The 25,299-nt window shown below is 64.8% G+C and carries 23 protein-coding genes and 1 tRNA gene; 11 read left to right on the top strand and 13 right to left on the bottom strand.

The window, feature by feature from the left end; all coding sequences use genetic code 11:
* Positions 1-48: 48 nt before the first annotated feature.
* Genes ACYOEI_RS03095 through ACYOEI_RS03085 form a run of 3 tightly spaced genes read right to left on the bottom strand, consistent with a single transcriptional unit; the run spans position 49 to position 2,621 of the window.
* Positions 49-948 carry a DUF58 domain-containing protein gene (locus ACYOEI_RS03095; RefSeq protein ID WP_462847811.1) on the bottom strand — a complete coding sequence of 300 codons (900 nt, stop codon included), beginning with the start codon at positions 946-948 and terminating at the stop codon, positions 49-51.
* 51 nt (positions 949-999) lie between these two features.
* On the bottom strand, positions 1,000-1,596 hold the full coding sequence (locus ACYOEI_RS03090; RefSeq protein ID WP_462847810.1) for a Uma2 family endonuclease: 597 nt from the start codon (positions 1,594-1,596) through the stop codon (positions 1,000-1,002).
* 53 nt (positions 1,597-1,649) lie between these two features.
* The gene (locus ACYOEI_RS03085) at positions 1,650-2,621 is read right to left on the bottom strand and encodes an AAA family ATPase (RefSeq protein ID WP_462847869.1); all 972 of its coding nucleotides are present in this window, start codon (positions 2,619-2,621) and stop codon (positions 1,650-1,652) included.
* An 870-nt stretch (positions 2,622-3,491) separates the two neighbouring features.
* On the opposite strand from ACYOEI_RS03085, the gene ACYOEI_RS03080 reads away from it, so the two are divergent.
* The 3 genes from ACYOEI_RS03080 to ACYOEI_RS03070 all read left to right on the top strand — a co-directional run bounded on the left by ACYOEI_RS03080 (position 3,492) and on the right by ACYOEI_RS03070 (position 8,103).
* Positions 3,492-4,634, top strand: a complete 1,143-nt coding sequence (locus ACYOEI_RS03080; protein ID WP_462847809.1) for a hypothetical protein — start codon at positions 3,492-3,494, stop codon at positions 4,632-4,634.
* A gap of 354 nt (positions 4,635-4,988) precedes the next feature.
* Positions 4,989-7,283 (top strand): DUF4159 domain-containing protein, encoded by a 2,295-nt coding sequence (locus ACYOEI_RS03075; protein ID WP_462847808.1) that lies wholly within the window; start codon positions 4,989-4,991, stop codon positions 7,281-7,283.
* 526 nt (positions 7,284-7,809) lie between these two features.
* Positions 7,810-8,103 carry a type II toxin-antitoxin system VapC family toxin gene (locus tag ACYOEI_RS03070; protein WP_462847807.1) on the top strand — a complete coding sequence of 98 codons (294 nt, stop codon included), beginning with the start codon at positions 7,810-7,812 and terminating at the stop codon, positions 8,101-8,103.
* A gap of 220 nt (positions 8,104-8,323) precedes the next feature.
* Here the strand turns inward: ACYOEI_RS03070 and ACYOEI_RS03065 are convergent, their stop codons facing one another.
* Positions 8,324-9,727 (bottom strand): deoxyribodipyrimidine photo-lyase, encoded by a 1,404-nt coding sequence (locus ACYOEI_RS03065; RefSeq protein ID WP_462847806.1) that lies wholly within the window; start codon positions 9,725-9,727, stop codon positions 8,324-8,326.
* 453 nt (positions 9,728-10,180) lie between these two features.
* Between ACYOEI_RS03065 and ACYOEI_RS03060 the strand changes: the two genes are divergently transcribed.
* The 7 genes from ACYOEI_RS03060 (at position 10,181) to leuD (ending at position 17,526) form a co-directional block, all read left to right on the top strand.
* Complete coding sequence (locus ACYOEI_RS03060) at positions 10,181-11,278, top strand: DUF1559 family PulG-like putative transporter (protein WP_462847805.1); 1,098 nt, start codon at positions 10,181-10,183, stop codon at positions 11,276-11,278.
* Positions 11,279-11,382: 104 nt separating this feature from the next.
* Positions 11,383-11,847 (top strand): hypothetical protein, encoded by a 465-nt coding sequence (locus ACYOEI_RS03055; protein WP_462847804.1) that lies wholly within the window; start codon positions 11,383-11,385, stop codon positions 11,845-11,847.
* Positions 11,848-12,233: 386 nt separating this feature from the next.
* Entirely contained in the window at positions 12,234-12,968 is a 735-nt protein-coding gene (gene lipB, locus ACYOEI_RS03050) for a lipoyl(octanoyl) transferase LipB (RefSeq protein ID WP_462847803.1), read from the top strand.
* A complete protein-coding gene (lipA, locus tag ACYOEI_RS03045) occupies positions 12,943-13,896 on the top strand; it encodes a lipoyl synthase (RefSeq protein WP_462847802.1) in 954 nt (317 codons plus the stop codon). The genes lipB and lipA overlap by 26 nt, the downstream gene beginning before the upstream one ends.
* Before the next feature lie 419 nt (positions 13,897-14,315).
* Positions 14,316-15,146 carry an MIP/aquaporin family protein gene (locus ACYOEI_RS03040; RefSeq protein ID WP_462847801.1) on the top strand — a complete coding sequence of 277 codons (831 nt, stop codon included), beginning with the start codon at positions 14,316-14,318 and terminating at the stop codon, positions 15,144-15,146.
* Positions 15,147-15,358: 212 nt separating this feature from the next.
* The gene (gene leuC, locus ACYOEI_RS03035) at positions 15,359-16,762 is read left to right on the top strand and encodes a 3-isopropylmalate dehydratase large subunit (RefSeq protein WP_462847800.1); all 1,404 of its coding nucleotides are present in this window, start codon (positions 15,359-15,361) and stop codon (positions 16,760-16,762) included.
* Positions 16,763-16,860: 98 nt separating this feature from the next.
* Positions 16,861-17,526: a 3-isopropylmalate dehydratase small subunit gene (gene leuD, locus ACYOEI_RS03030; protein WP_462847799.1), complete on the top strand. Its 666-nt coding sequence runs from the start codon at positions 16,861-16,863 to the stop codon at positions 17,524-17,526.
* Between the two features lie 124 nt (positions 17,527-17,650).
* On the opposite strand, the gene ACYOEI_RS03025 is transcribed toward leuD, so the two are convergent.
* The 6 genes from ACYOEI_RS03025 to ACYOEI_RS03000 form a co-directional block, all read right to left on the bottom strand.
* Positions 17,651-17,721 (bottom strand) — tRNA-Gln (locus ACYOEI_RS03025).
* 11 nt (positions 17,722-17,732) lie between these two features.
* A complete protein-coding gene (locus ACYOEI_RS03020) occupies positions 17,733-18,440 on the bottom strand; it encodes a redox-sensing transcriptional repressor Rex (RefSeq protein ID WP_462847798.1) in 708 nt (235 codons plus the stop codon).
* 91 nt (positions 18,441-18,531) lie between these two features.
* Positions 18,532-19,644, bottom strand: a complete 1,113-nt coding sequence (gene ribD, locus ACYOEI_RS03015; protein ID WP_462847796.1) for a bifunctional diaminohydroxyphosphoribosylaminopyrimidine deaminase/5-amino-6-(5-phosphoribosylamino)uracil reductase RibD — start codon at positions 19,642-19,644, stop codon at positions 18,532-18,534.
* A gap of 34 nt (positions 19,645-19,678) precedes the next feature.
* Positions 19,679-20,704 (bottom strand): hypothetical protein, encoded by a 1,026-nt coding sequence (locus ACYOEI_RS03010; RefSeq protein WP_462847795.1) that lies wholly within the window; start codon positions 20,702-20,704, stop codon positions 19,679-19,681.
* A 4-nt stretch (positions 20,705-20,708) separates the two neighbouring features.
* Entirely contained in the window at positions 20,709-21,212 is a 504-nt protein-coding gene (locus ACYOEI_RS03005) for an anti-sigma factor family protein (RefSeq protein WP_462847794.1), read from the bottom strand.
* A gap of 168 nt (positions 21,213-21,380) precedes the next feature.
* Positions 21,381-21,902: a hypothetical protein gene (locus tag ACYOEI_RS03000; RefSeq protein ID WP_462847793.1), complete on the bottom strand. Its 522-nt coding sequence runs from the start codon at positions 21,900-21,902 to the stop codon at positions 21,381-21,383.
* 218 nt (positions 21,903-22,120) lie between these two features.
* On the opposite strand from ACYOEI_RS03000, the gene ACYOEI_RS02995 reads away from it, so the two are divergent.
* Positions 22,121-22,423: a hypothetical protein gene (locus ACYOEI_RS02995; RefSeq protein ID WP_462847792.1), complete on the top strand. Its 303-nt coding sequence runs from the start codon at positions 22,121-22,123 to the stop codon at positions 22,421-22,423.
* A 92-nt stretch (positions 22,424-22,515) separates the two neighbouring features.
* Here the strand turns inward: ACYOEI_RS02995 and ACYOEI_RS02990 are convergent, their stop codons facing one another.
* The 3 genes from ACYOEI_RS02990 to ACYOEI_RS02980 all read right to left on the bottom strand — a co-directional run bounded on the left by ACYOEI_RS02990 (position 22,516) and on the right by ACYOEI_RS02980 (position 25,167).
* Entirely contained in the window at positions 22,516-22,971 is a 456-nt protein-coding gene (locus ACYOEI_RS02990; RefSeq protein WP_462847791.1) for a hypothetical protein, read from the bottom strand.
* Positions 22,972-23,081: 110 nt separating this feature from the next.
* Positions 23,082-23,903: an acyl-ACP--UDP-N-acetylglucosamine O-acyltransferase gene (gene lpxA / locus ACYOEI_RS02985; RefSeq protein WP_462847790.1), complete on the bottom strand. Its 822-nt coding sequence runs from the start codon at positions 23,901-23,903 to the stop codon at positions 23,082-23,084.
* A 217-nt stretch (positions 23,904-24,120) separates the two neighbouring features.
* A complete protein-coding gene (locus tag ACYOEI_RS02980; protein ID WP_462847789.1) occupies positions 24,121-25,167 on the bottom strand; it encodes a Gfo/Idh/MocA family protein in 1,047 nt (348 codons plus the stop codon).
* Positions 25,168-25,299: the final 132 nt, after the last annotated feature.

The raw sequence follows: 25,299 nt of genomic DNA, 5'->3' as shown, positions 1-25,299 counted from the left end.
CCCGCGATCTCAATTCGAGCGCCCGGCCCACGTGTCCCACCCGCCCGATTATCCCCGCGCCTGCCGGCTGAGGAGGTAGCTCATCAACGCCTTGTCGAACGGCATCCCCGTGTGGAGTGCGGCATAGTCGATCCGGGCGGACCGGCATTCCTTGCGGAACTTCCCCTGGAAGGCCGCGACCTCCTCGAGGTAGTCGGCCTTGATCCCCTCGGCGTCGACCAGCAGGGTCTCGTTCGTCTCGTTGTCCTCGAGCTCGAGCATCCCCTCGAACGGGAAGAGGGCCTCGGCTTCATCAAGAATATGAAAGATGATCACGTCATGCCCCGCGAATCGGAGCCGATGGAGCGCGTGGATGATCGGCTCGGGGTCGCCGAGCAGGTCGCTGAAGAGCATCACCAGGCTCCGGTGTCGCAACATGCTCGCGACCTGGTGCAGGCTCTTGGCGATCGCCGTCTCCCCCGCCGGCTTCAGTTTCGCCAGGAGCGAGAGGATGTTGCCGAGCTGCGATCGCTTGCTCTTGGGCGCCAGGCTCTGGCGGACCCGGTCGTCGAACGCGACCAGGCCGACCGGATCCTGCTGGTGGATCATCAGGTAACCCAAGGCTGCAGCAAGGCTGATGCCATATTCAAATTTGGTCAACTCTTGTCGGTAGGTGTACCCCATCGACCCCGAAAGGTCCATCACGAGGTATCCCGTGAGGTTGGTCTCGGCCTGGAACTTCTTGATATAGAACCGGTCGGTCTTCGCGAAGACGTTCCAGTCGATGTCGGCGATGTTATCACCGGGCGTATACTTGCGATGCTCGGAAAACTCGACCGAGAACCCCTGGAACGGGCTCGCGTGCAACCCGGCGATGAACCCTTCGACGATGAACTTGGCGCGAAGGTCGAGCCGGGAGACCTGGCGGATCACCTCGGGCTTCAGATATTTTTCGGCCGTGCTCGACACCGGGCAACCTCGCGACTCGAGATTCGGGTTCGTACGACGTCGTTCACATGATCACGGGAGGAGCTCGGCGATCGGGATCGCGAGCCTCGGCAACAAGGGGCTCTCATACGTCCCCGACCTCGGCACGACGCGCTCTCGATATCCGTCGCGGTCGTACGTCAGGACGGTGGCTCGACCGGCGAGGCGGTCGAGGATCACGTATTCAAGGACGCCGATTCGATGGTAGTCGAGCCGTTTTTCGCGGTAATCCCGATCCGCCGATGCCTTGCCTTCGCTCACCACCTCGAACATGAGCTCCGGGGCTCGATCGGGTCGTGACACGTCGGAAGATCCGGCGACGAGGTAGACGCCGATGTCCCCAATCCGGTCGGTCCCGCCGGGGATCCGCACCCAGGCCTCGGAGACGACGCGCTCCACGACCTGTCGATTGGCCAGCCGATAGGCCCCGAGGAGGTCACGCAGCGGCTCGGAGATCGCATCGTGCTCCGGGCTGTCGGGCGACATGACCACCAGCCTCCCTGCGGCCCGCTCGTACTTCCAGGGTCCGACGAACTCGGCGTGGGCGAATTCCTCGGCGGAGACGGCGCGATCGGCGTCGTCGGGGCCGAGTCGAACAAGAACCTCGGTTGTCGATGAGCGGGTTGCCAAGGGCCTGGGCCTCCTCGTGGACGCTGGGGAAAAACGGGGAGGCGGTGCGTCGGTCACGCCTGGGCGCTCTTCCGATCGTACTTGGGGACGTCGGGCTCGCGGATCTCGGCGATGAGCCGGCGGATCAGGCTCTCGGTGGTCTGGCCTTCGGCCTGGGCCTGGAAGTTCGTGCTGATCCGGTGGCGGAGCACCGGGATCGCGACCCGGCGGATGTCGTCCAGCGAAACGCTGAACCGCCCGTCCAGCGCGGCCATCGCCTTCCCGCCGAGGATCAGGTTCTGTCCCGCGCGAGGCCCCGCCCCGAAGTCGATGAGGTCCTTGATGAACTGGGGCGACTTCTCGTCGGAGGGGCGGGTGGCTCTGACGAGCCGCGTCACGTAGTCGACCGTGTAGTCGGAGACCGGCACCGAAGTCACGAGCTTCTGGAGGTTGACGATCGCCTTGCCGGAGAGCACCTTCTTGAGCTCGGTCGACTCCCCCTTGGTCGTGGCCGAGAGGATCTTCTTCTCCTCGTCCAGCGTCGGATATCCGACACGGATGTCGAACATGAAGCGGTCAAGCTGGGCTTCGGGCAAGGGGTACGTCCCCTCCTGCTCGATCGGGTTCTGCGTCGCGATGACGAAAAACGGGTCGGGCAGGTTCAACGTGTCCTGCCCGACGGTAACCTCCCGTTCCTGCATCGCCTGGAGGAGGGCGGCCTGGGTCTTGGGCGGGGTCCGGTTGATTTCGTCCGCCAGGAGGATGTTGGTGAAGATCGGGCCCGGGACGAACCGGAAGGCGCGTCGGCCGGCCTCGGGCTCCTCGAGCACGTTGGTCCCGGTGATGTCCGACGGCATCAGGTCGGGGGTGAACTGGATCCGCTTGAAGCCGACGTCGAGGATCTTGGCAATCGAACTGACCATCAAGGTCTTGGCGAGGCCGGGCACGCCGACCAGCAAAACGTGGCCGCGGGTGAAGATGGCGGCCAGGATCTGGTCGATCACCTCACGCTGGCCGATGACGACTTTATTCAGCTCGGCCACCATCACGTCGCGTGAGTGGCGGAACTCGTCGAGCAGTTGCGTGATGCGATCGCCTGCGTTGGACATGCGGAGGTTCGACCCTGGGGTACGGCGGCCGACCATTGAGTCGCGCCACCACGGGGTAGAGACGTGGGCCGCATCGACCGGGACCCGTCTCCACCCTCAAGGCCGCCGGCCGGTCGTGAAGCCACGTCATTGTAGCGCGGTGCGCGCCGCCGATTCAAGCGACGGCCCGGGGTTCGCAAACCTAGGCCGACATTTGTCCCATTTCTTCGGAAGATCCCACCGAGAAGGCAGGGTTGCGTAGATCCTCGGCGAGTCGGCCATTGTCTCGGGCGGTGTCGGTGTCCGAGCGGGGCCGGCCCCTTACCGCCTTTTCGCTCCCCGAACGCCCGCCCACCCTCCGACCCAAGTGGTGAGCTGTCTCCAGGTAAGGGCAACCGTCCTGCCTTGTGGAGATGCCGCGTCGGGGTCATCCGACCGGCGATCCTGCATGAAATCGTGGACTTGGTCCCGGACTTGCCTATGATTCCTGGCGGAATGGTTGTTCCCGCCTGCGGCAAGCCTTGGGCTCAACCGCCCGAGGAATGAAATCGCGAAGCGCCCCCGCGAACCTGCCGTGTCCAGGATGACATGGCCCTCGCCGTCCCTCCCCCGGGACGACCGAACGAGACCGCCGCACTCGTTCCCACCCCCCGACGCCCCCGGACTCTCCCCCGGAGCCCGCGTCGTTTGTTTCGGAAGAATCTCAGATTCTTCATTGAACATTCGTAAAAAATGTTTCTTATTGGCGATCGCTTCGTGCCCTCGCGAGAGGCCGCCCCCGGGCCCTCGGGCTGGGCCGGCCGTCGAGTGATCCTTGGGAGTTCCTGGATGCGTTTCTCGCTGTTCGGCCTGTTTCGTGGGATCGGCCTGCTCGTCCTGGCGTCGACGATCGCCGCCGTGGCGGTCGGGAGGATGACGCCCCGTCCCTCGAATTACCGGATCTTCAAGGGCACCACCTATTCGTCGGTCAGCGGATACCATTTCACGACGAGCGGGCGCCTCGCGCGGTTCCTCGACCCCGAGTCGGGGCGATTGGTCAAGGCCGATTTCCCCAAGGGGGAGGACGTCGACTGCGCGACGTACTCACCCTGGGAGGATGGCCAGGGCGCGGCGCAGGTGATCGCACGCTGGGCGAGCCGGAGGGACGACGGGCTCTGCAACGGATATGGGCTCGCGCGATACCGCTTCCCCGACGGCCAGGTCATCGACCACGTCGAGCTCGAGACGGTGCCCACGAGCAGCCCTTGCTTCTACCCAGGTGATCCGGACCGCGTCCTCTTCGGCTCGGGGGACGGCAAGCTCTATCGCTTCACCTTCCCGAAGACCGACGGCTCCTGGAGCCTCGGCGGCGAGGACGAGTCGCAGCCGACGGCCATTACCTGGCGGGCGAAGTCGCCCGGCGATGGGATCGTGATGCTCTCCGACCCCTACTGGCCGACCGACCCGAGGTTCAAGGGCCGGCTCATCGTCTCGCTCTCCTACTACGATCGGGCCCGGGGCCTTCACGTGCTGAGGCGGCCGGAGCTCTGGACGATCCTGCTCAATCGCGAAGGGACCGAGATTGTCGCGGCCGATCGCCTGATGAGGGTCGAGCCCCCGGCCAACTTCGAGGGACACTCGATCGCCGAACGCATGCCGACCGTCTCGACCTTGCCGGGTGGAGAACTCTCGCTCGCCTACCTCTGCCAGAAGGTCGGCCAGGCCGGCTGGGACCTGAGGCTCGCGCCCCTCAAGGTCGACGGTGGGACCGGGCTCCCCACCGTCGCCCCGTCCGAGATCCGCACGCTGTCCGAGAATTGCCTGCCGATCCTCCCCGCGTTCTCGAGCGACGGTCGTTGGGTCTACTCATTCCCTTTCCCGTTGCGCTCGATCGACAACGCCGATCGGTACTCGGTCATGGCGGCGTTCGAGCGGTCTCCGACTTTCCCCGACGGCCTGGCCCTGGGCCATGGGACCGACCCCCGACAATAAGTCTTGATGACCTCGAGTAACCACGTCATCGACCTCGGTGCCCGGATGGGGCCGAGGTCGTTTTGCGTTTCCCGAGCCGTTGACGTTCGCGTAGCATGCCTTTGATACAAGCCCGAAGCGCAAGCGAGTGAATCCGCTTCGATTTCCCCGCGGAAATTCACTCTCTAGCGCTTCGGGCTCGTAAAAGATCATTCCGCGGGAGCCGTCGGTATGGACGCCATCCGAAGTGAGGGCTCATTCTCTCAAGGAGAGGCGAACCCGACTTGTCGAGGTGCCGACGGGCGCGGCATCCTGTAAGGTGATGCGGCCATGCAGTCGCGTGCCGCATGCCGATCGCCAGGGAGGCCTCCCGTCATGACGTCGATCCTGCGCCGCCCCCTGGCTCTCCTCTTGATCGTCGTCGGGGTGATGACCGCCCTTGGGCCCGCCGAGGCTTCGGGGGCGGTGACGGCGAAGGAGGTCGAGCGGGCCATCCGCGACGGTGTCCGATTCCTCAAGGATGAGCAACGTGACGACGGTTCCTGGAATGACGTCGACAACGACGCGCCGACCGGCACGACGAGCCTCGTCACCCTGGCCTTGCTCACGGCCGGTGAGCCCGTCGACTCGCCGACGATTGCGAGGGCCCTCGGCTACACCCGAAAATTTGGCCCGGACGACCTCCGGAGCGTGTACGCGATCGCGATCCAGACGATGGTCTACGCGGCGGCGCGCCCCGAGAAGGACCAACTCCGGATCGCCGCCAACGTCGACTGGTTGACCCGCGCCCAGATCAAGCCCGGGGACCGCGTCCAGTGGCCCGGCTCGTGGACCTATTCGGCCCTCAAGAACCGGCACGGCGACAACTCCAATACCCAGTATGCCCTGCTCGGCCTCAACGCGGCGACCGAGGCCGGCATCCCGGTCCGGCCGGAGGTCTGGGCCCTGGCCCGAGAGTACTGGGAAGCCTGCCAGCGGAACGACGGCGGTTGGACGTACATCCCCGACTCCAACGCTTCCCCGACCGCCAGCATGACCTGCGCGGGGATCTCGAGCCTGATCATCACCGGCCTGAGGCGTTACGAGGGCCGCGAGACGCTCAAGGGCGAGACGATTCGGCACTGCGGCGAGGGGGGCATGAACACCAACCTCCAGCGCGGCATCGAATGGATGGCGGCCCACTTCCGCGTCGGCGAGAACTACGGCGAAGGCCCGGGCTGGCGCTACTATTATCTCTACGGCTTGGAACGCGTCGGCAGGCTCACGGGCCAGCGCTTCTTCGGCGAGCACGACTGGTATCGCGCGGGGGCCGAGAAGCTGGTCCACGACCAGGTGCCCGTCCGGGGCTGCTGGCAAGGAGCCGTCGTCGAGCGCGACCCCCTCATCGCCACGAGCTTCGCCCTGCTCTTCCTGGCCAAGGGGCGGGCCCCTGTCCTCGTCAACAAGCTCCGCCATGGGCCCCGAGGCGACTGGAACCGCGACGTCGACGACATCCGGAACCTCGTCGGGGTCGTCTCCAAGGATTGGAAGTCGCTGCTCACGTGGCAGGTCATCGACCCGGATGTGGCCACGGTCGAAGAGATGCTCCAATCTCCGATCGTCTATTTCAACGGACACGAGGCGCCCGAGTTCACCCCCCAGGGCGTGAAGAACCTCCGCGACTACGTCGAGCAAGGGGGCTTCATCCTCGCCGAGGCCTGCTGCTCGAGCGAGGGGTTCCACAGGGGCGCGCAAGCCTTGATGAAACGAGTCTTCCCCGAGCCCGAGTACCAACTCCGCCCCCTGTCCGAGAACCACGCCGTCTGGAACGCGAAGCATCAACTTTCGCCCGACATCCACCCGCTCTGGGGTATCGAGCACGGCTGCCGGACGGTCGTCATCTACTCGCCGGAGGACCTCTCCTGCTACTGGAACCAGTGGGAGTCGCAGCCGAATCAACCCGCGGTCCTCAGGGCCGTCCGTGTCGGCCAGAACATCGTCGACTACGCGACCGGGCGCGAGCCCCCGGCCGACAAGTTGGTCGTCCGTGAGGTGAAAGAGCTGAAGTTCGACTCACCCCGACGTGGGGCCCTCCACATCGCCAAGCTCCACCACGCCCGGGACTGGAACATCGCCCCGCTGGCCATCCCCAACCTCACGACGAGCCTGAGGGACCGGCTCGGGTTCGACGTCGTCATCAGCCACAAGGAACTCCCCCCGCGCGACCCTCGCCTCGCACACTACCCTCTCGTCTACGTCCACGGCCGTTCCGACTTCCGGTTCGAGCGCGAGGAACGAGACTGGCTGAAGACGCACCTCGAACCCGGCGGCGGGACCCTCTTCGCCGACGCCGCCTGCGGGAGCCCCCCCTTCGACGCCGCCTTCCGCCGCACGATCGCGGAAATGTTCCCGAAGAACCCTCTCGTGCCGATCCCCCGCGACGACGAGCTCTACTCAGAAAAGATCGGCTACAACCTCTCCGACGTCCGCTTCACCAACGCCGCCGGCGGCGGAAAGGGCCTACCCAAGCTCGAAGGAATCAAGATCGATGGCCACTGGGCGGTCATCTACTCCAAGCTCGACCTCGGCTGCGCCCTCGAGCGGCACCAGGGCCTCGACTGCAAGGGCTACTCCTACGAGAGCGCGCTCCGGATCGCCAGCAATATCGTGATCTACTCGACATTGCCTTGACAGGTTTAACGTCACCCCGGGATTTGTAGACATCTCGCGTCTCTGGCTTCAGTCTTCCCAAGTTACTGAACGACCCGTGAATGCTGAAATTAGGCCGACTCACTGGCGGGCAACAGGCAAAATCATAAAATTCAAAGACGATCGACCTCAGCCGCTTAGTTTGGTGTCCGATCGATCGGATGAATACGAAGAGCGGAGGGACGAGGATGGGCCAATCTTCCACGCAATTGAGAGGGGTTGTTCGAGGCAAAACGATCGAACTCGAGAGCGAGCCAGGACTGCCGGTCGGCCAGGAAGTGTCGGTCACGATGGAGACGATTGGAGGCCCATCCGCGATCGTGAGCCCTCCCGATCAGACCGAGGCCCAACGGCGCTGGATTCAAGCCCATGCGGAGGTCGAAAACCTCGTGCCCGGCGAAGGACTAAAACGCAGTTTTGGGTCCTGGGGTGAAGACGCCGAGGAATTGGACGACTATCTCGCGGACAACCGGCAACGTCGGAAGCTTGGTCGCCCGGGAATTGAACCGTGAGCTTTCTCCTCGACACCGACATCTGTTCGGCTTATCTGAAGGGTGAGCATCGAGTCGGGAACCGCACCATTCAATACGGTGGTCGGCTCTATGTCTCCGCAATCACCGCGGGCGAATTGTACACATGGGTACCGCGATCCAAAGCCTCGCCAAGGCGGCTGGTGGATCTTCTCGCCTTCTTCAAGGATGTGAAGATCATTGATGTCGACGATTCTGTCGCTGCCAATTCGGGGAAATCCGGTCGTCGATGCTCGATGCCGGCCTGGCATGTCCGGACATGGATCTCGTGAACGCCGCAACCGCAATCGTCCACGGGTTGACGATGGTGACCCAGAACACCCAGGACTATGCTGCAGTCCCTGGGCTGATCCTAACGGATTGGCTAAGTTCTTAGATTTGATTTCCTGATGAATCTGCGACAATCTGTGTCATCTGTTGATAAATCTGTCTCCTCTTATCCGTGTTTCATCCGTGGCTAAGAATTCTAATCACTCGTCATTGGACCGGAAGTTAATCGGGGAACAGCCTCCCCTGTTCGAGATCCCTCACGCGGTCCATGTACGCGGCCGAGTCGAACTTCCGGCGAGTGCTTTCGTAGCTCATGAACCGGACCGTCCCGAAGATCGGCCGCTCGGGCCAGGGGCGGTCGTGCTTGCCGCCGATCGCCCAGGCGATGCCGGCATAGCCGTTGGGGTCGCGGCCGTCCATCTCGTAGCGATCGTTCAGGTCGACCGCGACCGAAAAGGCGGCTTCGGCGTCGGGGCTCCACTCGAGGATCTTCTTGGCCCAGTACATGCGCAAATAATTGTGCATCCTCCCGGTCAGGACCATCTCCTTCTGTGCGGCATTCCAGAGGGGGTCGTGCGTCTCTCCTGCCTCGAGCTGGGCGGTGGTATATAGGGTGGGGCGAGGGTCGCCCGCGTGTTTGGCCAGGGTCTTCAAGCCCCACTCGGGACACCCTTCGATGCGGTCGTAGTCGGGGTTGCGGGCGACGAAGTTGACGGAGAGCTCGCGACGGACGATCAACTCTTCGAGATACACGTCGATGTTCACTCGATCGGCCCCGCTCTCGAGCACGGCCAGGGCGATCGAGAGGGGGCCGACGTGCCCGAAATGGAGGTGGGCCGAGAGCTCGCTCGAGCAATACGGGGTGGGCTCGTTGCGGTCGGTGGCGTATTGGGGCAGCCGATGTTTCAGGAACCGGGCCAATCTCCGGGAGGCCTCGGCCGACCCGCCGCGATAGCCCGAGACTTCCGCAACGCCGCCGACCTTGAGGCGACGGAGGAGCGCGTCGGGGTCGATGGCCTCCCCTTTCGGGAGTGCCGAAGACGTCCACTCGACCTTGGCCTTCGGGTTCGGGAGCGGCTTGAGAAACTCGTCCCAGAGCCGGTGGATCTTGGGCCGGAGGGTCCGTGCGGCGTACTCCTCCTTGGGCAGGAGTGACGTCGGGACGACGACATCTGCGTCGACGACTCGGAAGGGGACCGCGATCGAATCGGCCACGGCCTCCCGCCATCGCTGGCCGACCCGGATTGGGTTTTCGTCGCCGATGACGATCGACGGGGCAAGCTCGGGAACAAGAGCAGGGACGACCTCCGACGGCTCACCGATCCGGACGACCAGAGGGACGTTGCGAGCGGCCAGGTCCTCGGCCGCGTCAACCAGCCCTTCGACGAGAAATCGATAATGTCGGCGCTGGGCTCCGGGGTAATCCGCGGTCATCCCGAATACGCACACGACCGGCTGTTTCAGCTCATTCCCCAGCGCGACGGCCAGGTTGAGTGCGGCATTGTCGCGTCCTCGTTGGGCCCGCTGCATCCAGTACACGACGCATCGGCCGTCCGGGGCGGGGATGCCTTCCCGGACGATACGGACTCGAGGGTGCGGCTTGAGCAGGGTCTCGAGGCTTGGCACAGGCTGAGAACTCCATCGACTTGGCCAATCGAGCGATCTAACGTGCGTGAACTCATCCCGACATCGATGATCGCAGCGTCCTTCGTCGGCCCGGCTGTGGTTTAGGCCTGGACGGGCGCCTCGCCCAACGGGTCTGCGAAGTTCTCGAGAAGATCGGGGAAACCGACGGATCTACACGAGGGGCGGTCTATGTATTGCATGTAAAAAGTCGTCTGTGTTTATGCGATTTTCGCGGTCCATGCTTGAGGATATGGGGACCCCGTCATTTCGAATTCACGGGAACTTCAAACATAGAATTTCGAACGAACATTAGACTATACTCACGGGAGATGGTGCTCGCCGGTTCCCCCCCCCGCCGGTCAGCGGTCGCGTCGATCTCCCCGTCGATGCCTAGCCGTTCGTCTCGAAATCCTTGCCCCCTATTCTCTCGCCGTTCCCTCCAGGAGGAAGTGAATGTCTGTCCGCACCTATGCGCACCGCTCTCGGGGATTCACGCTGATCGAGTTGCTCGTCGTCATCGCCATCATTGCCGTCTTGATTGCTTTGCTCTTGCCTGCTGTTCAATCCGCCCGCGAGGCGGCCCGCCGTGCCCAGTGCACGAATAATCTCAAGCAGCTCGCATTGGCCACGATGAATTATGAGTCGGCCAACGGCTGCCTCCCGGGCAACGGGTACTCCGCTCCCGCCAAGACGCAGGGGAGCCTCTACCCGAACTCGAGCGTCTTCGTGATCACCAGCCAGTACTTCGAGCAGACCGGCGTCTACAACGCGATGAACTTCGCGTGGACGGTCTACGACCCGGCCAATATCACGATCGCCGGCGTCAAGATCAACACGCTCGCCTGCCCCAGCGACCCCTGGACGTCGAAGTCGATCAATAGCGTCACGAATCTGGCGAACTCGAGCTTCAAGTCGATCTACAACACGTCGCTGCTGGACAAAGGTTGGACCCAGCAGTTCACGAGCTATGGTGCCATCCAGGGGACCTTCCCGGGCACCTACGAGGTCAGCTTCGGTGCCGGGGAACTGCCCCAATACAACGGGGTGATCTTCAACGATAGCTCGACGAAAATCTCGGCGATTACCGACGGCACCAGCAACACGCTGGCTTTCGGCGAGCATGCCGTCACGCTGGCCCCCAAGTTCGCCGACTCCCGCTACTTCAATTCTGATGGCTGCTGGAACCAGTATCACTGGTACGACACGATGATCTCCGCCTACTATCCCCCGAACGTCCAGTCGTCGAACGGGAACGTGGGCTACTACAGCGGCGTCTTCCAGGGCCAGGCCTCGAGCCTCCACCCCGGCGGCTGCAACTTTGCCTTCGTCGACGGCTCGGTCCACTTCCTCAAGAATACGATCAACTCCTGGGCGTTCGACCCGACGTCCTCGGTTAAATTTTCCACGACGACCCTCTCGACCCCGCCGAACGTCACCTACGTCGGGAGCCCGTCCTACTCCTTCAGCGTCAGCCCCGGCGCGAGCTTCGGCGTGTACCAGTCCCTGGCCACCCGGGCCAACGGCGAGGTCCTCAGCTCCGACCAGTATTGAGTCGGTCTCGCGACCCGCTCGTGTGCCGACGAATGCGAAGGCCGGGGCGATTTCGCCCCGGCCGGGTCCGTTTGGGGAAATGAATTACGGAATCGATTCATATTATGTGGGATCGCTATTATTTCGTTTTGTTCATGGTATCCGTCGCCTCCTCTGCCGGCTGCGAAGGGTCGAGTGGCCCGGCCCCGGTGCCCCGGTTCGAGATCGGCCCCCATCGAGGCTCCGCTTTCCGACTCCCGAGCAACCAGGGTTACGTCGAGCTGGTCAACGAGCCGGAGGTCGTCGACCGTCGCACGGATCCCTCCACCGCCGTCGTCGCCTACTTCTTTCAAGAGGACGGTAAGTCTCCGATGGCGACACCCCCCACCGAGGTGAGCATTCGTCTCGACCAGGGACGTCGCAAGTCCGAGACGCTTCGACTCCAACCCGAGCCCCGGGCCGACGACCCCTCCGGAGGCTGTCGGTTCGCCTCGAAACGAGGCCCTTTTTCACTCGACACCACGCGAGGCCGATTCAAGGCGAACCTCGCGGGGGGGACCTTCGAACGCGAACTCGTCGAGGGGCGATGAGATCCCTCTTCGGCTCTCGCAAATCTCCGGACTCGCCAGACCCTCGCCGCATCGCTTTCCGGGCCGACGTGTGGGACAGGCCACTCACGGAGGTCCGCCCCACTCGAGTTTTCAGGGCTTGTCCGGGCTCTCGTCCCTCAAGGCCCGGATCGCTGTTGCCACCAACACTTTGTGTATCGAAAGGGGCTTCGACGCCGCCCGATCGGTCGATCCATCTTGCCCGTTTTCGAAGACTCGGGGTACATTATCGGGAGTGACGAGTGTCGGTTTCGAAACCCGGGTTTTTCTATAAACCGGGTTTCGGGTGGGGTCTTTGGACCATCGAACGACGCCCGGGCCCGGGATGGGTACGGGGTGTTCTTCGACCGAGGGGGGATCAACGAGTGATGATGGTTCCCCCGGATGTCCCCTCGCTCGAGATCTACATGCTCGGCCTCGTCGACTTCCTGGATGCCCAGCAACTCCAGCGTCGGCTCGTCTACGACCTGGGGGAGCGTGGTGGCGCGGCCCTGATCCTCTGCGAGCACCCCCCGACGATCAGCGTCGGACGAACCGGGAGCCGGGCCCACATCGTGCCCGACGACCCGACCTTGCGCGGGTTGGGGATCGACGTCCACTGGGTCAATCGGGGGGGCGGCTGCGTCCTGCATCTCCCCGGCCAACTGGCGGCGTATGTCGTGCTTTCGATGGAGTCCCTCCGGCTTGACCTCAAGGGCTACCTCGACGGCCTGCAGAACACGGTCCTGCGCGTGCTCGACGAGTTCGAGCTCCATGGCGAGATTCGAGCCGAGGCCTCGGGAGTCTTTCTCGGAAGTTCTCGGATCGCCACGATTGGTGTGGCCGTCAACCGCTGGATCGCCTACCACGGGCTCACGCTCAACGTCGGGGCGTTCCTCGGGCCATTCGACCTGATCGACGAGCCCGGCTTCGGGCCTTTTTCGCTCCGCCAGACCTCGATGGAGGCGCGGCGACAGCGGCCCACGCCGATGCCGAAGGTCCGCGAGGCGTTGATCCGCCACCTCGAGGCCGTCTTCGGCCTCGAGCGGCACCACGTCTACTCGCACCATCCCTTGATCCGCCGGAAGGTCCGTCCTCATGTCTACGCTCAAAGCCCCGGCTGATCGGGGCCCCCTCCCCTCCCTGACCGTCCTGGGATCCGAGGTGGCCGTCCCGGCTGAAGCCCCCAGGCGCCGGCTCCCCGAGTGGCTCAAGCGGCCGATCCCCTCGACGGGGGGGACGTATTTCACCAAGAACCTCATCGGCGAACTCGGCCTGGAGACGATCTGCGAGAGCGGCAAGTGCCCGAACCGCTCCGAATGCTGGACCCGTCGCACGGCGACCTTCATGGTCCTCGGGGATGTCTGCACCCGCCCTTGCGGCTTCTGCTCGGTCCGTCGCGGCCATCCTGAGCCCGTCGCCGATGACGAGCCCGATCGCCTCGCCGAGGCCTGCGCCCGGCTCGGCCTCAAGCACGTCGTGATCACCTCGGTCACCCGCGACGACCTCCCCGACGGCGGTGCCGATCACTTCCGGCGCTGCATCCTGGCGGTCCGAGAACGGACCGGGGCCACGATCGAGGTCCTGACGCCCGACTTCGACGGTCGCACCGAGGCGATCGACATCGTCCTTTCGGCCGAGCCCGAGGTCTTCAACCACAACCTCGAAACCGTCGCCCGGCTTCAGCAATACGTACGGCGCAAGAGCCAGTACGCCGTCAGCCTCGCGGTGCTCGAGCATGCGAAGCGGTCCCGTCCCTCCGTCCGGACCAAGAGCGGCCTGATGCTCGGCCTCGGCGAGACGACCGAGGAGATCCTCGAGACCCTCGCCGACCTCCGTGCCGTCGGCTGCGACTTCCTCACCTTGGGGCAGTACCTCCAGCCTTCGCCGAAGCATCTCGCCGTGGTTCGCTACCTCCCTCCCGACGAGTTCGACGAGCTCGGCCGCATGGCTCGTGCCCTCGGATTCCTCGAGGTCGCAAGCGCGCCCTTCGTCCGTTCGAGCTATCACGCCGACGAAATGGCGACGACGAGCCTGCCCGGACAGTCCTGACCGACGACGTTCGGCCGAGTCGCAATCCGCGGAGCAAGCGTGCCCCACCCACCGGGAGAGAGGATCTTCAACTTGGGGCCCGCCGTCCCATTGTCGCTGGGTTCTGTACCCGATAGAGTCGGGCGGAAGGTGTGAGTGTCCCGAAACCTGTTATTTTCTTAAATAACGGGTTTCTGACGCACTCGACGTCGACGACCCCTCTCGGGACGTCGCGAGTCCCCGCAGAAACCCGTTGTTTAAGAAAACAACGGGTTTCGAGACGGGTTCGAGTGCGACTGCGGGACTCATCGGGGCCGGGCCGACGTGCAACGGGGTCGTCGGGGTTCGGCTCGAGAGCCTTCGGGCGGGCGCCCAGCCTTCGCGCAGGGCCGGCCGCGCACCTCGACACAGACTTCGGATGAGGAGCCGACTTCCTTCCCATGTCGACACCGTCGTTGCGGTCGATCCTCGTCGGGGAATTCCTCGGGACCCTACTCCTGATCGTGCTGGGCGACGGGGTCGTCGCCTCGGTCGTCCTCCTGAAGAAGCAGGCCGACTGGATCGTCATCACGACCGGCTGGGGGCTCGCGGTGACCCTGGCCGTCTACGCCAGCGGCCGGCTCAGCGGGGGTCACCTCAACCCGGCCGTGACGCTCGCCCTGGCTGCTCGCGGTGAGGTCCCCTGGGCGAAAGTCGTCCCGTACTGGGCCGCGCAAGTGGCAGGCGCCTTCTGCGGTGCGCTCATCGTCTATGCCGACTACGCGTCGGCGTTCTCGGCCTTCGAGGGAGCCAAGGGGATCGTGCGCGGGGCGATGGTCGACGGCCGGCTCGTCGGAACTTCGGCGGGAGGTGCCGGGGTCTTCGCGACCTACCCGGAGTTCGACGGCTTGGCGGGCAACCTGTTCAGCGAATTCCTGGGTACGGCCTTGCTGTTGTTCGGGGTCCGCGCGGTGACCGACCGAAAGAATGCCTCGCCGATGATGAACCTGGAGCCGATCCTGGTCGGCGTGGTTGTCTGGGCGATCGGGTTGTCGCTCGGCGGGCTGACGGGCTATGCGATCAACCCGGCCCGAGACCTCGGCCCTCGCCTGGCGTCGAGCCTCCTGGGGTGGGGCTCGGCGGTCTTCCGCTCGCACGGCGGCTACTTCTGGGTGCCGATCGTTGCCCCCCTCGCCGGCGGGGTCTTCGGGGCGTTCGTCTACGACTTCGCGATCCATCGTTCGTTGCCCCCCGACGACGAGTCGAGTCCGGCGGGCCGCCTCTCGCCCTGATTCCGCAAATCCGCTATCCTGGAACGGCGAGGATTCGGGGAGAGGGCCGTTCGAAGCGCTGGACCCACCAACGGCTTGGACTCTCCGGCGATCATGCCTGGAGGATATCGGCATCGAACCCGTAACGCTCGGGTGATGTCCGGGGATCCTGGCAGGCCCGTCCCATGGACGTTTTCCGCACCGCTCATTGACTTGATTGAAGGAAGCCGGCGATGTCCGAGACGCTGTTCGAGAAGGTATGGAAACGCCATCAGGTTGCGACGACCGATGAGGCCACGCTGCTTTACATCGACCGGCACCTGGTCCACGAGGTGACGAGCCCGCAGGCCTTCGACGGGCTCCGGATGGCCGGCCGCAAGGTCCGCCGGCCCGAGCTCACATTCGCCACGCTCGACCACAACGTGCCGACCGAGAATCAGCTCGACATCCGCGAGCCGATGTCGAGGCGTCAGGTCGAGGCGATGCGGACCAACTGCCGCGAGTTCGGCGTCACGCTGTATGACATCGGCAGCGGGCGGCAGGGCATCGTCCACGTCATCGGCCCCGAGCTCGGCATTACTCTCCCCGGCACGACCATCGTCTGCGGGGACAGTCACACCAGCACCCATGGCGCCTTCGGTGCCCTGGCCTTCGGCATCGGCACCAGCGAGGTCGAGCACGTCCTCGCGACTCAGACCCTCTGGCAGGGCCGCCGACCGAAGTCGCTCGGCATCGAGGTGATCGGGAGCCTCGCCCCGGGCCTCGAGCCCAAGGACATCATCCTGGCCATCATCCGGGCGATCGGCACGGGCGGGGCCACGGGCCACGTCATCGAGTACTACGGCCCGGCGATCCGCGCCCTCTCGATGGAAGGCCGGATGACCATCTGCAACATGTCGATCGAGGCCGGCGCCCGCGCCGGGCTGATCGCGCCCGACGACACGACGTTCGAGTACTTCGCCCGAGTCGACCGGCCGTTCGCCCCGAAGGGGGCAGCCCTCGACGCCGCGATCGCCGACTGGAAGACCTTGAGGACCGAGGACCCGTCCGCCTTCGACCGGCACATCCAGGTCGACGCGAGTAGCCTCGTGCCCCAGGTCACCTGGGGGACCAACCCGGCGATGACCGTCGACGTCACCGGGCGGATCCCCGACCCCGAGCACGTCCCCTTCGCAAGCAAAGACGACGCCCGCAGGGCGCTCGATTACATGGGCCTGACACCGGGCACGCCGATCTCCGAGATCCCCGTCGACATCGTCTTCATCGGCTCGTGTACGAACGGCCGTATCGAAGACCTCCGCACCGCCGCCAAGGTGTTCGAAGGACGCAAGGTCGCTCCGGGCGTGCGTGCCCTCGTCGTCCCCGGCAGCGAACAGGTTCGGCACCAGGCCGAGGCCGAGGGGCTCGATCGCGTGTTCTCCCAGGCCGGGGCCGAGTGGCGCGAGGCCGGGTGCAGTATGTGCCTTGCCATGAACCCCGACAAGCTGACCCCCGGTCAGCGCTCCGCCAGCACGAGCAACCGCAACTTCGAGGGTCGGCAAGGCCCAGGCGGCCGTACCCACCTCGTGAGCCCCGCCATGGCCGCCGCCGCTGCCGTTACAGGGCACTTCACCGACGTCCGCCAGTTGCTCAACTGATCCAAGACGGCACCGCCACCGAGGCCCGAAGGGCACCTTGGGAGGAACGTCCCGATCCCCGGGGCCGCCGTGGCGAGCCGATATCACCGAGGCCAGATATGGAACCGTTCGTCACCCATCGCGGTCGGGTCGCCGTGCTCGACTGGAGCGACGTCAACACCGACTTGATCATCCCCGCGCGTTACCTGAAGCGGATCGAGCGGACCGGCTACGGTCCCCTGCTCTTCGCGGATAAGCGATACGTCTCCGGCGGCGCCCCCCCCGTCGACGATCCCACCGCGCACAAGGCGGAAGCCCCGGAGTTCCCACTCAACGACCCGTCGATTCGGGACGCGACCGTCCTCGTCGCCGGTCGAAATTTCGGCTGCGGCTCGAGCCGCGAGCACGCCGTCTGGGCGGTCGCCCAGGCCGGCTACCGCGCGGTGATCGCCCCGGGCAAGGGCGAAGGCTTCGCCGACATCTTCGAAGGGAATGCCTTCAACAACGGCCTCCTCCCGATCGAGCTCGCCGACGACGACTGGAAAGACATCGCCGACGCCGGAAAGTCTCCGGGCGGGGCCGAAGTGACGATCGACCTCCGCGACTGCTCCGTCACGCTCCACCAGGCGGGCAAGGAGACGCGGTTCTCCTTCGACGTCCCCGAGAACGATCGCAACCGTCTCCTCAAAGGCCTCGACTTCATCGCCGAAACCCTCCTGAGTGAGTCCGCGATCACACATCACGAGCAAAACGCCCCCGCCTGGATCACGCCCCGGCCCGCGTGATTACGTCAGGTCTCCAAGGTGCCGGTATCAAGGCCGGCACCCTGACGAATGCGACCAGCACTTCGGCAGGACATTCGAACGAGAAAGGCCGCCGGTCCAACTCCGGCGGCCTTCGTTGTTCGAGCTACCCGGCCAGGATTCGAACCTGGAAAAACAGGACCAAAACCTGTTGTGATACCGTTTCACCACCGGGTAATCAACCGGGCCTATTCTAACGTACGACCGGGCGTGCGCAAAGACTCACCGAGGTAGGAAATCCCTCCCTGGGTGTTTTGCACTTTGTATGCGAGGTGCTCGAGCTGGACGCTCAGGTCGACGGCGACCACGCTGACGGTCGGCGGGACATTTAACGGGACTGGGGCGAAGTTCAGGATCCCGAGGATCCCGCACGCGACCATCTGCTCGGCGACGCGCTGGGCGGAGTCGGCCGGCACGCTCAGGACGGCGAGGTTGATATTTCGCGATGAGACCGCCTGGGGCAGCGCCTCGATCGGCTCCACGACCAGGCCGTCATAGCTGCGTCCGACCTTCTGCGGGTCGTTGTCGAACAGCGCGGCGACGTGAAAGCCCCGGCTCCGGAAGCCTCGATAGCGCAACAACGCCCGGCCGAGGTTGCCGAGGCCGATGAGGGCGAGCGGCCAATCGCGGTCGATTCCCAGGATCCGGCGCAACGTCACGATCAACTCTTCGATCCGGTATCCGATGCCCGGATAGCCGAATTGCCCGAAGAAGGCGAGATCCTTGCGGACCTGGGCGTTGTTGATCGACAGGGCCGCCCCGAGCTGGCTGCTCGAGATCGTCGTGAGTCCTTGACGTTGGAAGGTCTCGAGCTGTCGGAGGTATAGACTGACCCGGCCCACCACGGCCTTGGGGGCCAGCTTGTCGACCGAAGGCTCGCGTCTCGGCTCCCTCACGAGGTTGATGGCTCCGTGGAAGGTGTTCGGGCAAAATCCATGCCATCACCATCTTATTTGACTGTACGTCGATCCGCGGGCGGGGTCAAGGTCACTCGTCGATCCGCCACGATGGTGCGAAGGTTCCTACGATACGGATGTCGCCGTCGATCACCTGAACGTCATGGCGTTCGAGACGAGCGGCCTGGTCCATCGAGGGATGGCCAGCCCCTTGGGCGGGAGTGTAGGCGGGCGTGCCCCCTTCGACCAAGGGGGCGATGAAAACATCGACGGCATCGACCTGCCCGGCGTCGAGGAAGGCCCCCAGCACACGCCCTCCTCCTTCGACGAGGAGGTTCGTCATACCCCTCCGCCCGAGCTCTTCGAGGAGCGTGACGACAGGGACCGACCCTGTGCCGGGGAACGCGAGAATCTCGCAACCAGCCTTCTTCAATGCCTCCAGACGTTCGGACGACGCTCGCTGGGTGACGGCAACCCATACGGGGATGTCCCGGGCCGTTTGGACGAGCTTACTCGTCGGGGAAAGCCGCCCTGCACTGTCGAGGACGATCCTAACGCCCTTCCGGGGGCCCGGGGGCCTGGCGGTGAGCTCGGGGTCATCTGCCTGCGCGGTCCCGATGCCCACGAGGATGGCGTCCATCCGACCTCGTGTCTCGTGGACGAGCGACCTCGACCGAGGCCCTGAGATCCATCGGCTGTCGCCGGTGGAGGTCGCCGTCTTGCCGTCGAGGGTCATCGCCCATTTCGCGGTGACGTAGGGACGCCCGGTCGTGAGTCGTTTGAGGTAGGGGGCGTTGAGCCGTCGGGCCGCGTCGGCCTCGAGGCCGACGACGACCTCGACCCCTGCATCCCTGAGCCGGCTGAGGCCTCCTCCGGCGACCCTGGGGAACGGGTCGCGCATCGCGGCGACGACTCGCGTGATCCCGGCGGCCAGCACCGCCTCGGTGCAAGGCGGGGTCTTACCGACGTGGCAGCAGGGCTCGAGCGTCACATACAGGGTCGCCCCCTGGGTTCGTTCGCCCGCCCGCTGGAGGGCCTCGACCTCGGCATGGGGGGCGCCGAACCGGGTGTGGTAACCCGACCCGACGAGTTGGCCGTCGCGCACGACGACGGCGCCGACCATCGGATTCGGCTCGACCGAGCCGAGTCCTCGGCCTGCCTCCGCGAGGGCCTGTCGCATCCAGAAGATGTCGTCGATCGCCACGACCTTGGGGACCCTGCTGCCAGCGGAAACGTTATCAAAACGGGGGAGTCTCGACCCTCGAAGGAGGCTGTGCCGCAGGCTTCGGTGCGGCGGGAGCCGCGGTCGGGGCTGTCGAGTCCTTCGTCGTGCCCGGCTTGGTGACGGGGATCTCCTCGGGGTAGGGGAAGATCAGCCGATAGAGAATGGTCAGCCTCCGACGCGCCTCTTCGACGGGGAGATGGTCGTAGTTGAGGATCCACGAGGGAATCTCGTCGGCAAATTTCTCGAGGTTCCCCGGGTCGACCGACTTGGGGGGTTCGACGATGAAGCGATACTGCTCGAGGAGGCGTCTCCGCCGGTCCGTCTTCGCCTGAATACCCTTCTTCGTCTCCGCAACCGCCGACTTTTCCAGGAAGGCGGGGGGGAGCGTCTTCAGACGAGCATCGTCGTCCCACGACTTCTCGAGCGCAACCTCTTCGGACTCGGACAACTCGGCGATCGGCCGGAGCTTTTTCTTGCGGGCAATCGCCTTGAGCTGCTGCGGCAACCGCTCCTCGGCGGGCACTTTCTCGAGCTCGGTGCGCTCCTGGGGAGTCAGCTCGCGCCAGAACTGAATCCTCCGCGCCAGGGCGATCGGCGACGGCCCGAACAACTGGAGTACCATCTCGTTCGGCCGTCGAGGGCTCTTGGGTCTCTCCGAGGCGCGGAACTTGGTCACGAGTGCCATCCGCTGCTCCGGCGGGGCGTCCTGGAGCTGCTTTTGTTTATCCTCGGGCAGGGTCTGGACCCAGAGGTGATATCGATGCATTACCGAGAGGTAATGCGACTTGTTGCCGGGCTCCTGATTGCTAACTTCGCGGTCGAGCGCCTGGATCGCGTCTTTCTTCTGGGCGGGGAGCTTGTCGAACTCCCGGAGCTTCTTATCCAGGACGACCCGCCGCTCTCGGGGCATGGTCTGGAGCCGTTGCCAGTTCTCGGCCTCGTCGGCGAACGTGGCGCCGGGCATCATCGATCCGATCACGAGAACGATGGCGACGCGCAAGCGAGTCGAGGCTGGGGCTTTCGGTCGGTGTCGACGCAAAGGGCTACTCGTGGTCGGTGCCGAATTCGGTCGAACGGGACAGGTCTTCAAGGAAGTTGAACGAGCCGACGTCGTGATATTCGTCGTAGTGCTCGGCAATTGAGAGATCGCGTGCGAGTCGAGCCGTCGGGTTCGGCCAGGCCCATTGCATGAGCGCGTAGCCCACGCCGATCGCGACGAACGAGGCCGCGACCCAGGCGGCGACGTGCCCGGCATGGGCGGCCGTACGTTTAACCGCCGACTCGAACCGGTCGCCCGCAAGGGAAAGCTGCTGAACCTCGGAAAGAGTCCTGGCGGTGAACTCCTCCGACACCTTGGGGCGAGGTAGCTGGTCGAGCAACTCCCAGGTCTTCTCGAGCGCTTCCACCTCTCGACGAGCGGTCGGGCTCTTGGTCAGCTTGGTGGCGATGACCCGCGATTCCGCCTCGTTCAACTCGCCATCGATGTAGGCGACCAGGTTGAAACGTTCGGCGGGCGTCAGTCGCTGTTGGTCCGGACCCGTTGCCATCGACGCCACACCCCTGATCGCTCTCGAAGTCCGGGCCGCCGAGCGCTCGATCGCTGGCGGCCCCTCATGTGGTGCTCAGTTTCCAAGAGGATCGAACCCCGAAGCAATCCGAGAGTCTCGCGGGATCCAGGGTCGAGCCGCTCGGGACGATCGATCCCCGGAGTGACCTCAGCGAGGACCGGGCATGCTCGGCATCGAGGGCATCGACGACATTCCACCACGCCCTCGGTGGGGCCGGCCTACCGCCAGATTGTGGTTCGGATAGCTCCCCTTGCGGAGGGTGGGATAGTAGCTGGGCGTGCGATTGAAGTAGGCTCCCGACGCTCCCAAGCCCCGATTGGCCATCGCCGAGTGGGTGTTGGTGGGGAACGTATGACTCCGAGCCTTGCGCTCAACCCTGGTACGGTTCGAACCGCCTCGGATCGGCTCAAAGTCTTCTTCACCGTAAGGCGAGATCGGATCGTAGAGCCCCTCGCGATCCGACGAGACCACGGGAGCCCTTGCCTCGGTGGCCGCGTTGATCGTGTCGATCGGGGTGGCCTGAGCGGCGATCGCGGCCTGGTGCGGGAGGTAATATCCGTAATAGAGCGAGAACGGGTCGGCCCCAAACCCTTGGGCCTGTGCCCGGTTCGCCGGACTGAGCAGAGAGCATCCGAGCAAGACCGCCAAACCGAAAAGAGGACGGCGCATCTCCATGACCCTCCTGGATGTCAACACGGACAAAGCAGGGCAAACTCCAAATTATACACGACGTTGACACCGACGCAAGTCGCGGTGATTATGGTGGACGTAATCCCACCGGCCGTTGCTTCGGCAGGAAGACTCTTGATCTTGTGATTACACCCTCGTCGATCTTCGAGGACCGCGGACTCCAAACCAAAGGCAATGCTTCAGGAGTGATCCCGGCCGTGATATTTGCCGTCAAGCTAGGGGCCTACCTCCCGGCCGTTCTCTTGCTGGTCGCCGTCATTGTCGCCGTCGTGATGGCGTACCGGATGTGGGACGAGATGCGCGAGGACTACAGCCCCGCGACCGACCTTGAAGTCCTCTCCGAGATCGAGCAAGCGCACGCGGCAGGCGAGATGGACGAAGCCGAGTTTCGCCGCGTCCGGGAGATCCTCGCCCGTTCCAACCCCGCGAGGTCGGGGGCCTCGCAACTCATCAAACGTCCTCCTGCCTCGGCAGAGGATGACCCTTCGACCGAAGACTGAAGACCCCGCCAGAATTCCCTCGATCCCAAGGAGACGGTTGAGCGACCCGCCCCTCTCCTCCCCGGTTCTACGCTGAGGAATGAAGAGATTCGTTAGTCTTTATCGGGAGTCTTCGAGGTGGACTCGGTCTCCTTCTTGACCTTCGCCTCGGGCTCGAGCTTGGCCTTCCAGACGTGCTCGGTGGCCTGGCCGTCCAGCGTCACGAGGACGGTGCCGTTGATCGTCGAGGAGTCGGCGACGACGCCGCTATAGTCGGCCCGCTTTCCGTCACGCACGACCGCGAAGCGAAGCGACTTGCCCTCGAGCTTGAGCCCTTCGACCTTGACGGCCTTCTCGTCGTCGAATCGCTCGCGAGCGGCGAGTTTGGTACCCATGCCCTCGACCTCGAGGACGTGGCGATGCTCCTCGCCGTTGCGATCCTTCCACGTCCAGGTCCAGCTACCGGCGAGCTTGGGGATGTCGGCCGCTCCGGCCTTGGGGAGGCCGATCGACAGTCCGGCGGCGAGGGTAAGCACGGCCACGAAGGCGTGACGTCGGGAGTTCCTCATCAGACTGATCCTCTCGAACACGACGTCGCCTGCGCAACGGCCCGGACGGTCGGAGCCCGGCGAGACGACCCGTCAGATCGAGGGATTGTGATGCAAGCCGTGCGCCGAGATCAGTAGGTCCGGTGTTTTCGGTCGGCCCCGCGCAGGGGGTTGACTCCTAGCGTCGACTCTCGGATGAAGGCGAGGAATTCGGCGACTTCGGGGATCGTCCCGAGGTCGGCCTCGATGCGCTCCAGGGCGGCGGACTGAGTTCGGCCTTCTTTGTAGAGGATTCGGAAGGCTTCGCGGAGTCCGGCGATCGTCCCGTTCGGGAACCCCGCGCGGCGGAGGCCGACGATGTTGAGGCTCGAGATGCTGTTGTATCCCTGGTTGAGCACGAAGGGAGGGACGTCTTTCGTGGTCGACCCCAGCCCGCCGATCATCGCCAGGCGGCCGATGCGGACGCGCTGCTGGACGGCCGAGTGACCCGAGAGGATGCAACCGTCGAAGAGGACGACATGACCCGCGACCAGTGCACCGTTAATTAAGGTGCAACCGTTGCCGACACGCGCGTCGTGGCCGACGTGGGAGCCGATCATGAAGAGGTTGCGGTCGCCGATCGTGGTCTCGCCCCCCCCCTGCTCCGTCCCCCGGTGGATGGTGACGTGCTCGCGGAAGACGTTCCCGTCGCCGACCTTCAACCAGGTCTGTTCGCCTTGATAACCGCGGTGCTGCGGGCTCTTGCCGAGCACGGCCCCGTGGCCGACGACGTTATCTCGGCCCATGATCATCGGGCCGGAGAGACAGGCGTGACCCTCGATGATGCAGCCCGGGCCGACCTGGACCGCCCCCTCGACGATCGCGTATGGTCCGATCTGGACGTCGGGGGCGATCTCCGCCTCGGGATCGACGATGGCCGTCGGGTGGACGAGATCCGACATCGTTAACGGCATCACCCAGTTCCTCCTGATCCGGCGACCCTACGGGGGACGTCCTGTCCTCCGTCAACGACATCGGATTCGCTCGCCTCCGACCTTGAGAGGATTCGATGTTTCCATCGACAGATCGATCTCGATCGGATCCCTTCGGTCCTCAACCGCTTCGGCCTGGGCGGTTCCGGTCGAGCGTAGCGATTATGTTGCCTCCTGTGCAGAGCCGACCCGGCTAAGCTCAGCCGATAGGCACGACCTTGCCGGTTTTGACACTCTCGACCTCGGCGTGGCAAATCATCAACGCCTGCCGGGCAAGTTCTCCCGACAGCTGCGGAGCCGGGGTCCCCGTCGTCACGGCCTCGACGGCGACTCCCAGTTCGGCGGTGAACGCCTCGATCGGGTCGCCCGACCCCAGCGTGGGCCGTTCGACGGTCCCATCGGGCAGGATCACCGAGAGCGGCGTGGCGACGTGGGCCTCACCTCCCAGGCTGGCGAAGTCGAAAGCGAGCGTCGCCTTGTCGAGGTAGAACTCGAACCCGTGCGCGAACGGTCGCCCCGCCTGGCTCAAGGCCCCCGAGACCGCCGAGACGGCCGGCCCCTGGGAGTCGTAGAGGTATTGCGTCGTCAAGTGGATCACGGCGTCCTCCTCGACGACCCCTCGCGAGTGCACGGCCTTGGGCACGCCGCAGACGAGCCCGATGTAATGCGTGTCGTGGATGTGCAGGTCGATCGCCGGCCCGCCGCTCCGGTCCGCGTCCGCGATCCCGCTCGACCAGTCGGGCTTCGAGATCACCCGAGACAAGTGTGCGGCCCGGAGCGCCCCGTATCGGCCCGAGCTCACCGCCTCGGCCGCGAACGCGAACTCGGGGAAGAACGGGAGCACGTGCGCCACCATCAAGAGTTTGCCGCTCGCCTTCGCTGCCGCGACCATCGCGTCGGCGTCCTTCGCCGACAGCGCGATCGGCTTCTCGACCAGCACGTTCTTCCCCGCCTCGAGCGCCCGGATCGCGAGCCGAGCATGCTCGTCGTTCGGGACGCAGACGTCCACGAGATCCACCTTGGGGTCCGCCAGCAATTCCGCGACGTCGGCGTACCGGCCCACGTCCGAGAGGTCCATCTGCGTCCCCCTCGGTCCGAAATTCCCCTGGATCCCCGTCCAGTCCCCCGCCAACTTCTTGGGATCCCGACTGCAAACCGCCACCACCTTCCCCCCCGCCAACCCCTTCGCCGCGAGGTAGTGGATCATGCCCATGAAGCCGACGCCAACGATTCCGATACCGACCATTTTCGATAAATCCTTTGGAAGAGCTAAGTTAGGATGGTTCGTCGTCTTCGTGAATTCCGGTGGGAAGGGCCGGCTTCGGTCTTTTGGGGCCATCGTTCGGCGCGAAATTCCGGCCCTCGATTTTCCATTCGA

The organism is Singulisphaera rosea (genome assembly GCF_054877945.1).
This window is presented reverse-complemented; position numbering and strand designations above follow the sequence as displayed.

Coding starts and splice junctions, on each gene's coding strand:
- ACYOEI_RS03085 (WP_462847869.1), bottom strand. CDS start 2,621: ATGGTGGCCGAGCTGAATAAAGTCGTCATCGGCCAGCGTGAGGTGATC.
- ACYOEI_RS03080 (WP_462847809.1), top strand. CDS start 3,492: ATGCGTTTCTCGCTGTTCGGCCTGTTTCGTGGGATCGGCCTGCTCGTC.
- ACYOEI_RS03075 (WP_462847808.1), top strand. CDS start 4,989: ATGACGTCGATCCTGCGCCGCCCCCTGGCTCTCCTCTTGATCGTCGTC.
- ACYOEI_RS03060 (WP_462847805.1), top strand. CDS start 10,181: ATGTCTGTCCGCACCTATGCGCACCGCTCTCGGGGATTCACGCTGATC.
- ACYOEI_RS03055 (WP_462847804.1), top strand. CDS start 11,383: ATGTGGGATCGCTATTATTTCGTTTTGTTCATGGTATCCGTCGCCTCC.
- lipB (WP_462847803.1), top strand. CDS start 12,234: ATGATGGTTCCCCCGGATGTCCCCTCGCTCGAGATCTACATGCTCGGC.
- lipA (WP_462847802.1), top strand. CDS start 12,943: ATGTCTACGCTCAAAGCCCCGGCTGATCGGGGCCCCCTCCCCTCCCTG.
- ACYOEI_RS03040 (WP_462847801.1), top strand. CDS start 14,316: ATGTCGACACCGTCGTTGCGGTCGATCCTCGTCGGGGAATTCCTCGGG.
- leuC (WP_462847800.1), top strand. CDS start 15,359: ATGTCCGAGACGCTGTTCGAGAAGGTATGGAAACGCCATCAGGTTGCG.
- leuD (WP_462847799.1), top strand. CDS start 16,861: ATGGAACCGTTCGTCACCCATCGCGGTCGGGTCGCCGTGCTCGACTGG.
- ACYOEI_RS03005 (WP_462847794.1), bottom strand. CDS start 21,212: ATGGCAACGGGTCCGGACCAACAGCGACTGACGCCCGCCGAACGTTTC.
- ACYOEI_RS03000 (WP_462847793.1), bottom strand. CDS start 21,902: ATGCGCCGTCCTCTTTTCGGTTTGGCGGTCTTGCTCGGATGCTCTCTG.
- ACYOEI_RS02990 (WP_462847791.1), bottom strand. CDS start 22,971: ATGAGGAACTCCCGACGTCACGCCTTCGTGGCCGTGCTTACCCTCGCC.
- lpxA (WP_462847790.1), bottom strand. CDS start 23,903: ATGCCGTTAACGATGTCGGATCTCGTCCACCCGACGGCCATCGTCGAT.
- ACYOEI_RS02980 (WP_462847789.1), bottom strand. CDS start 25,167: ATGGTCGGTATCGGAATCGTTGGCGTCGGCTTCATGGGCATGATCCAC.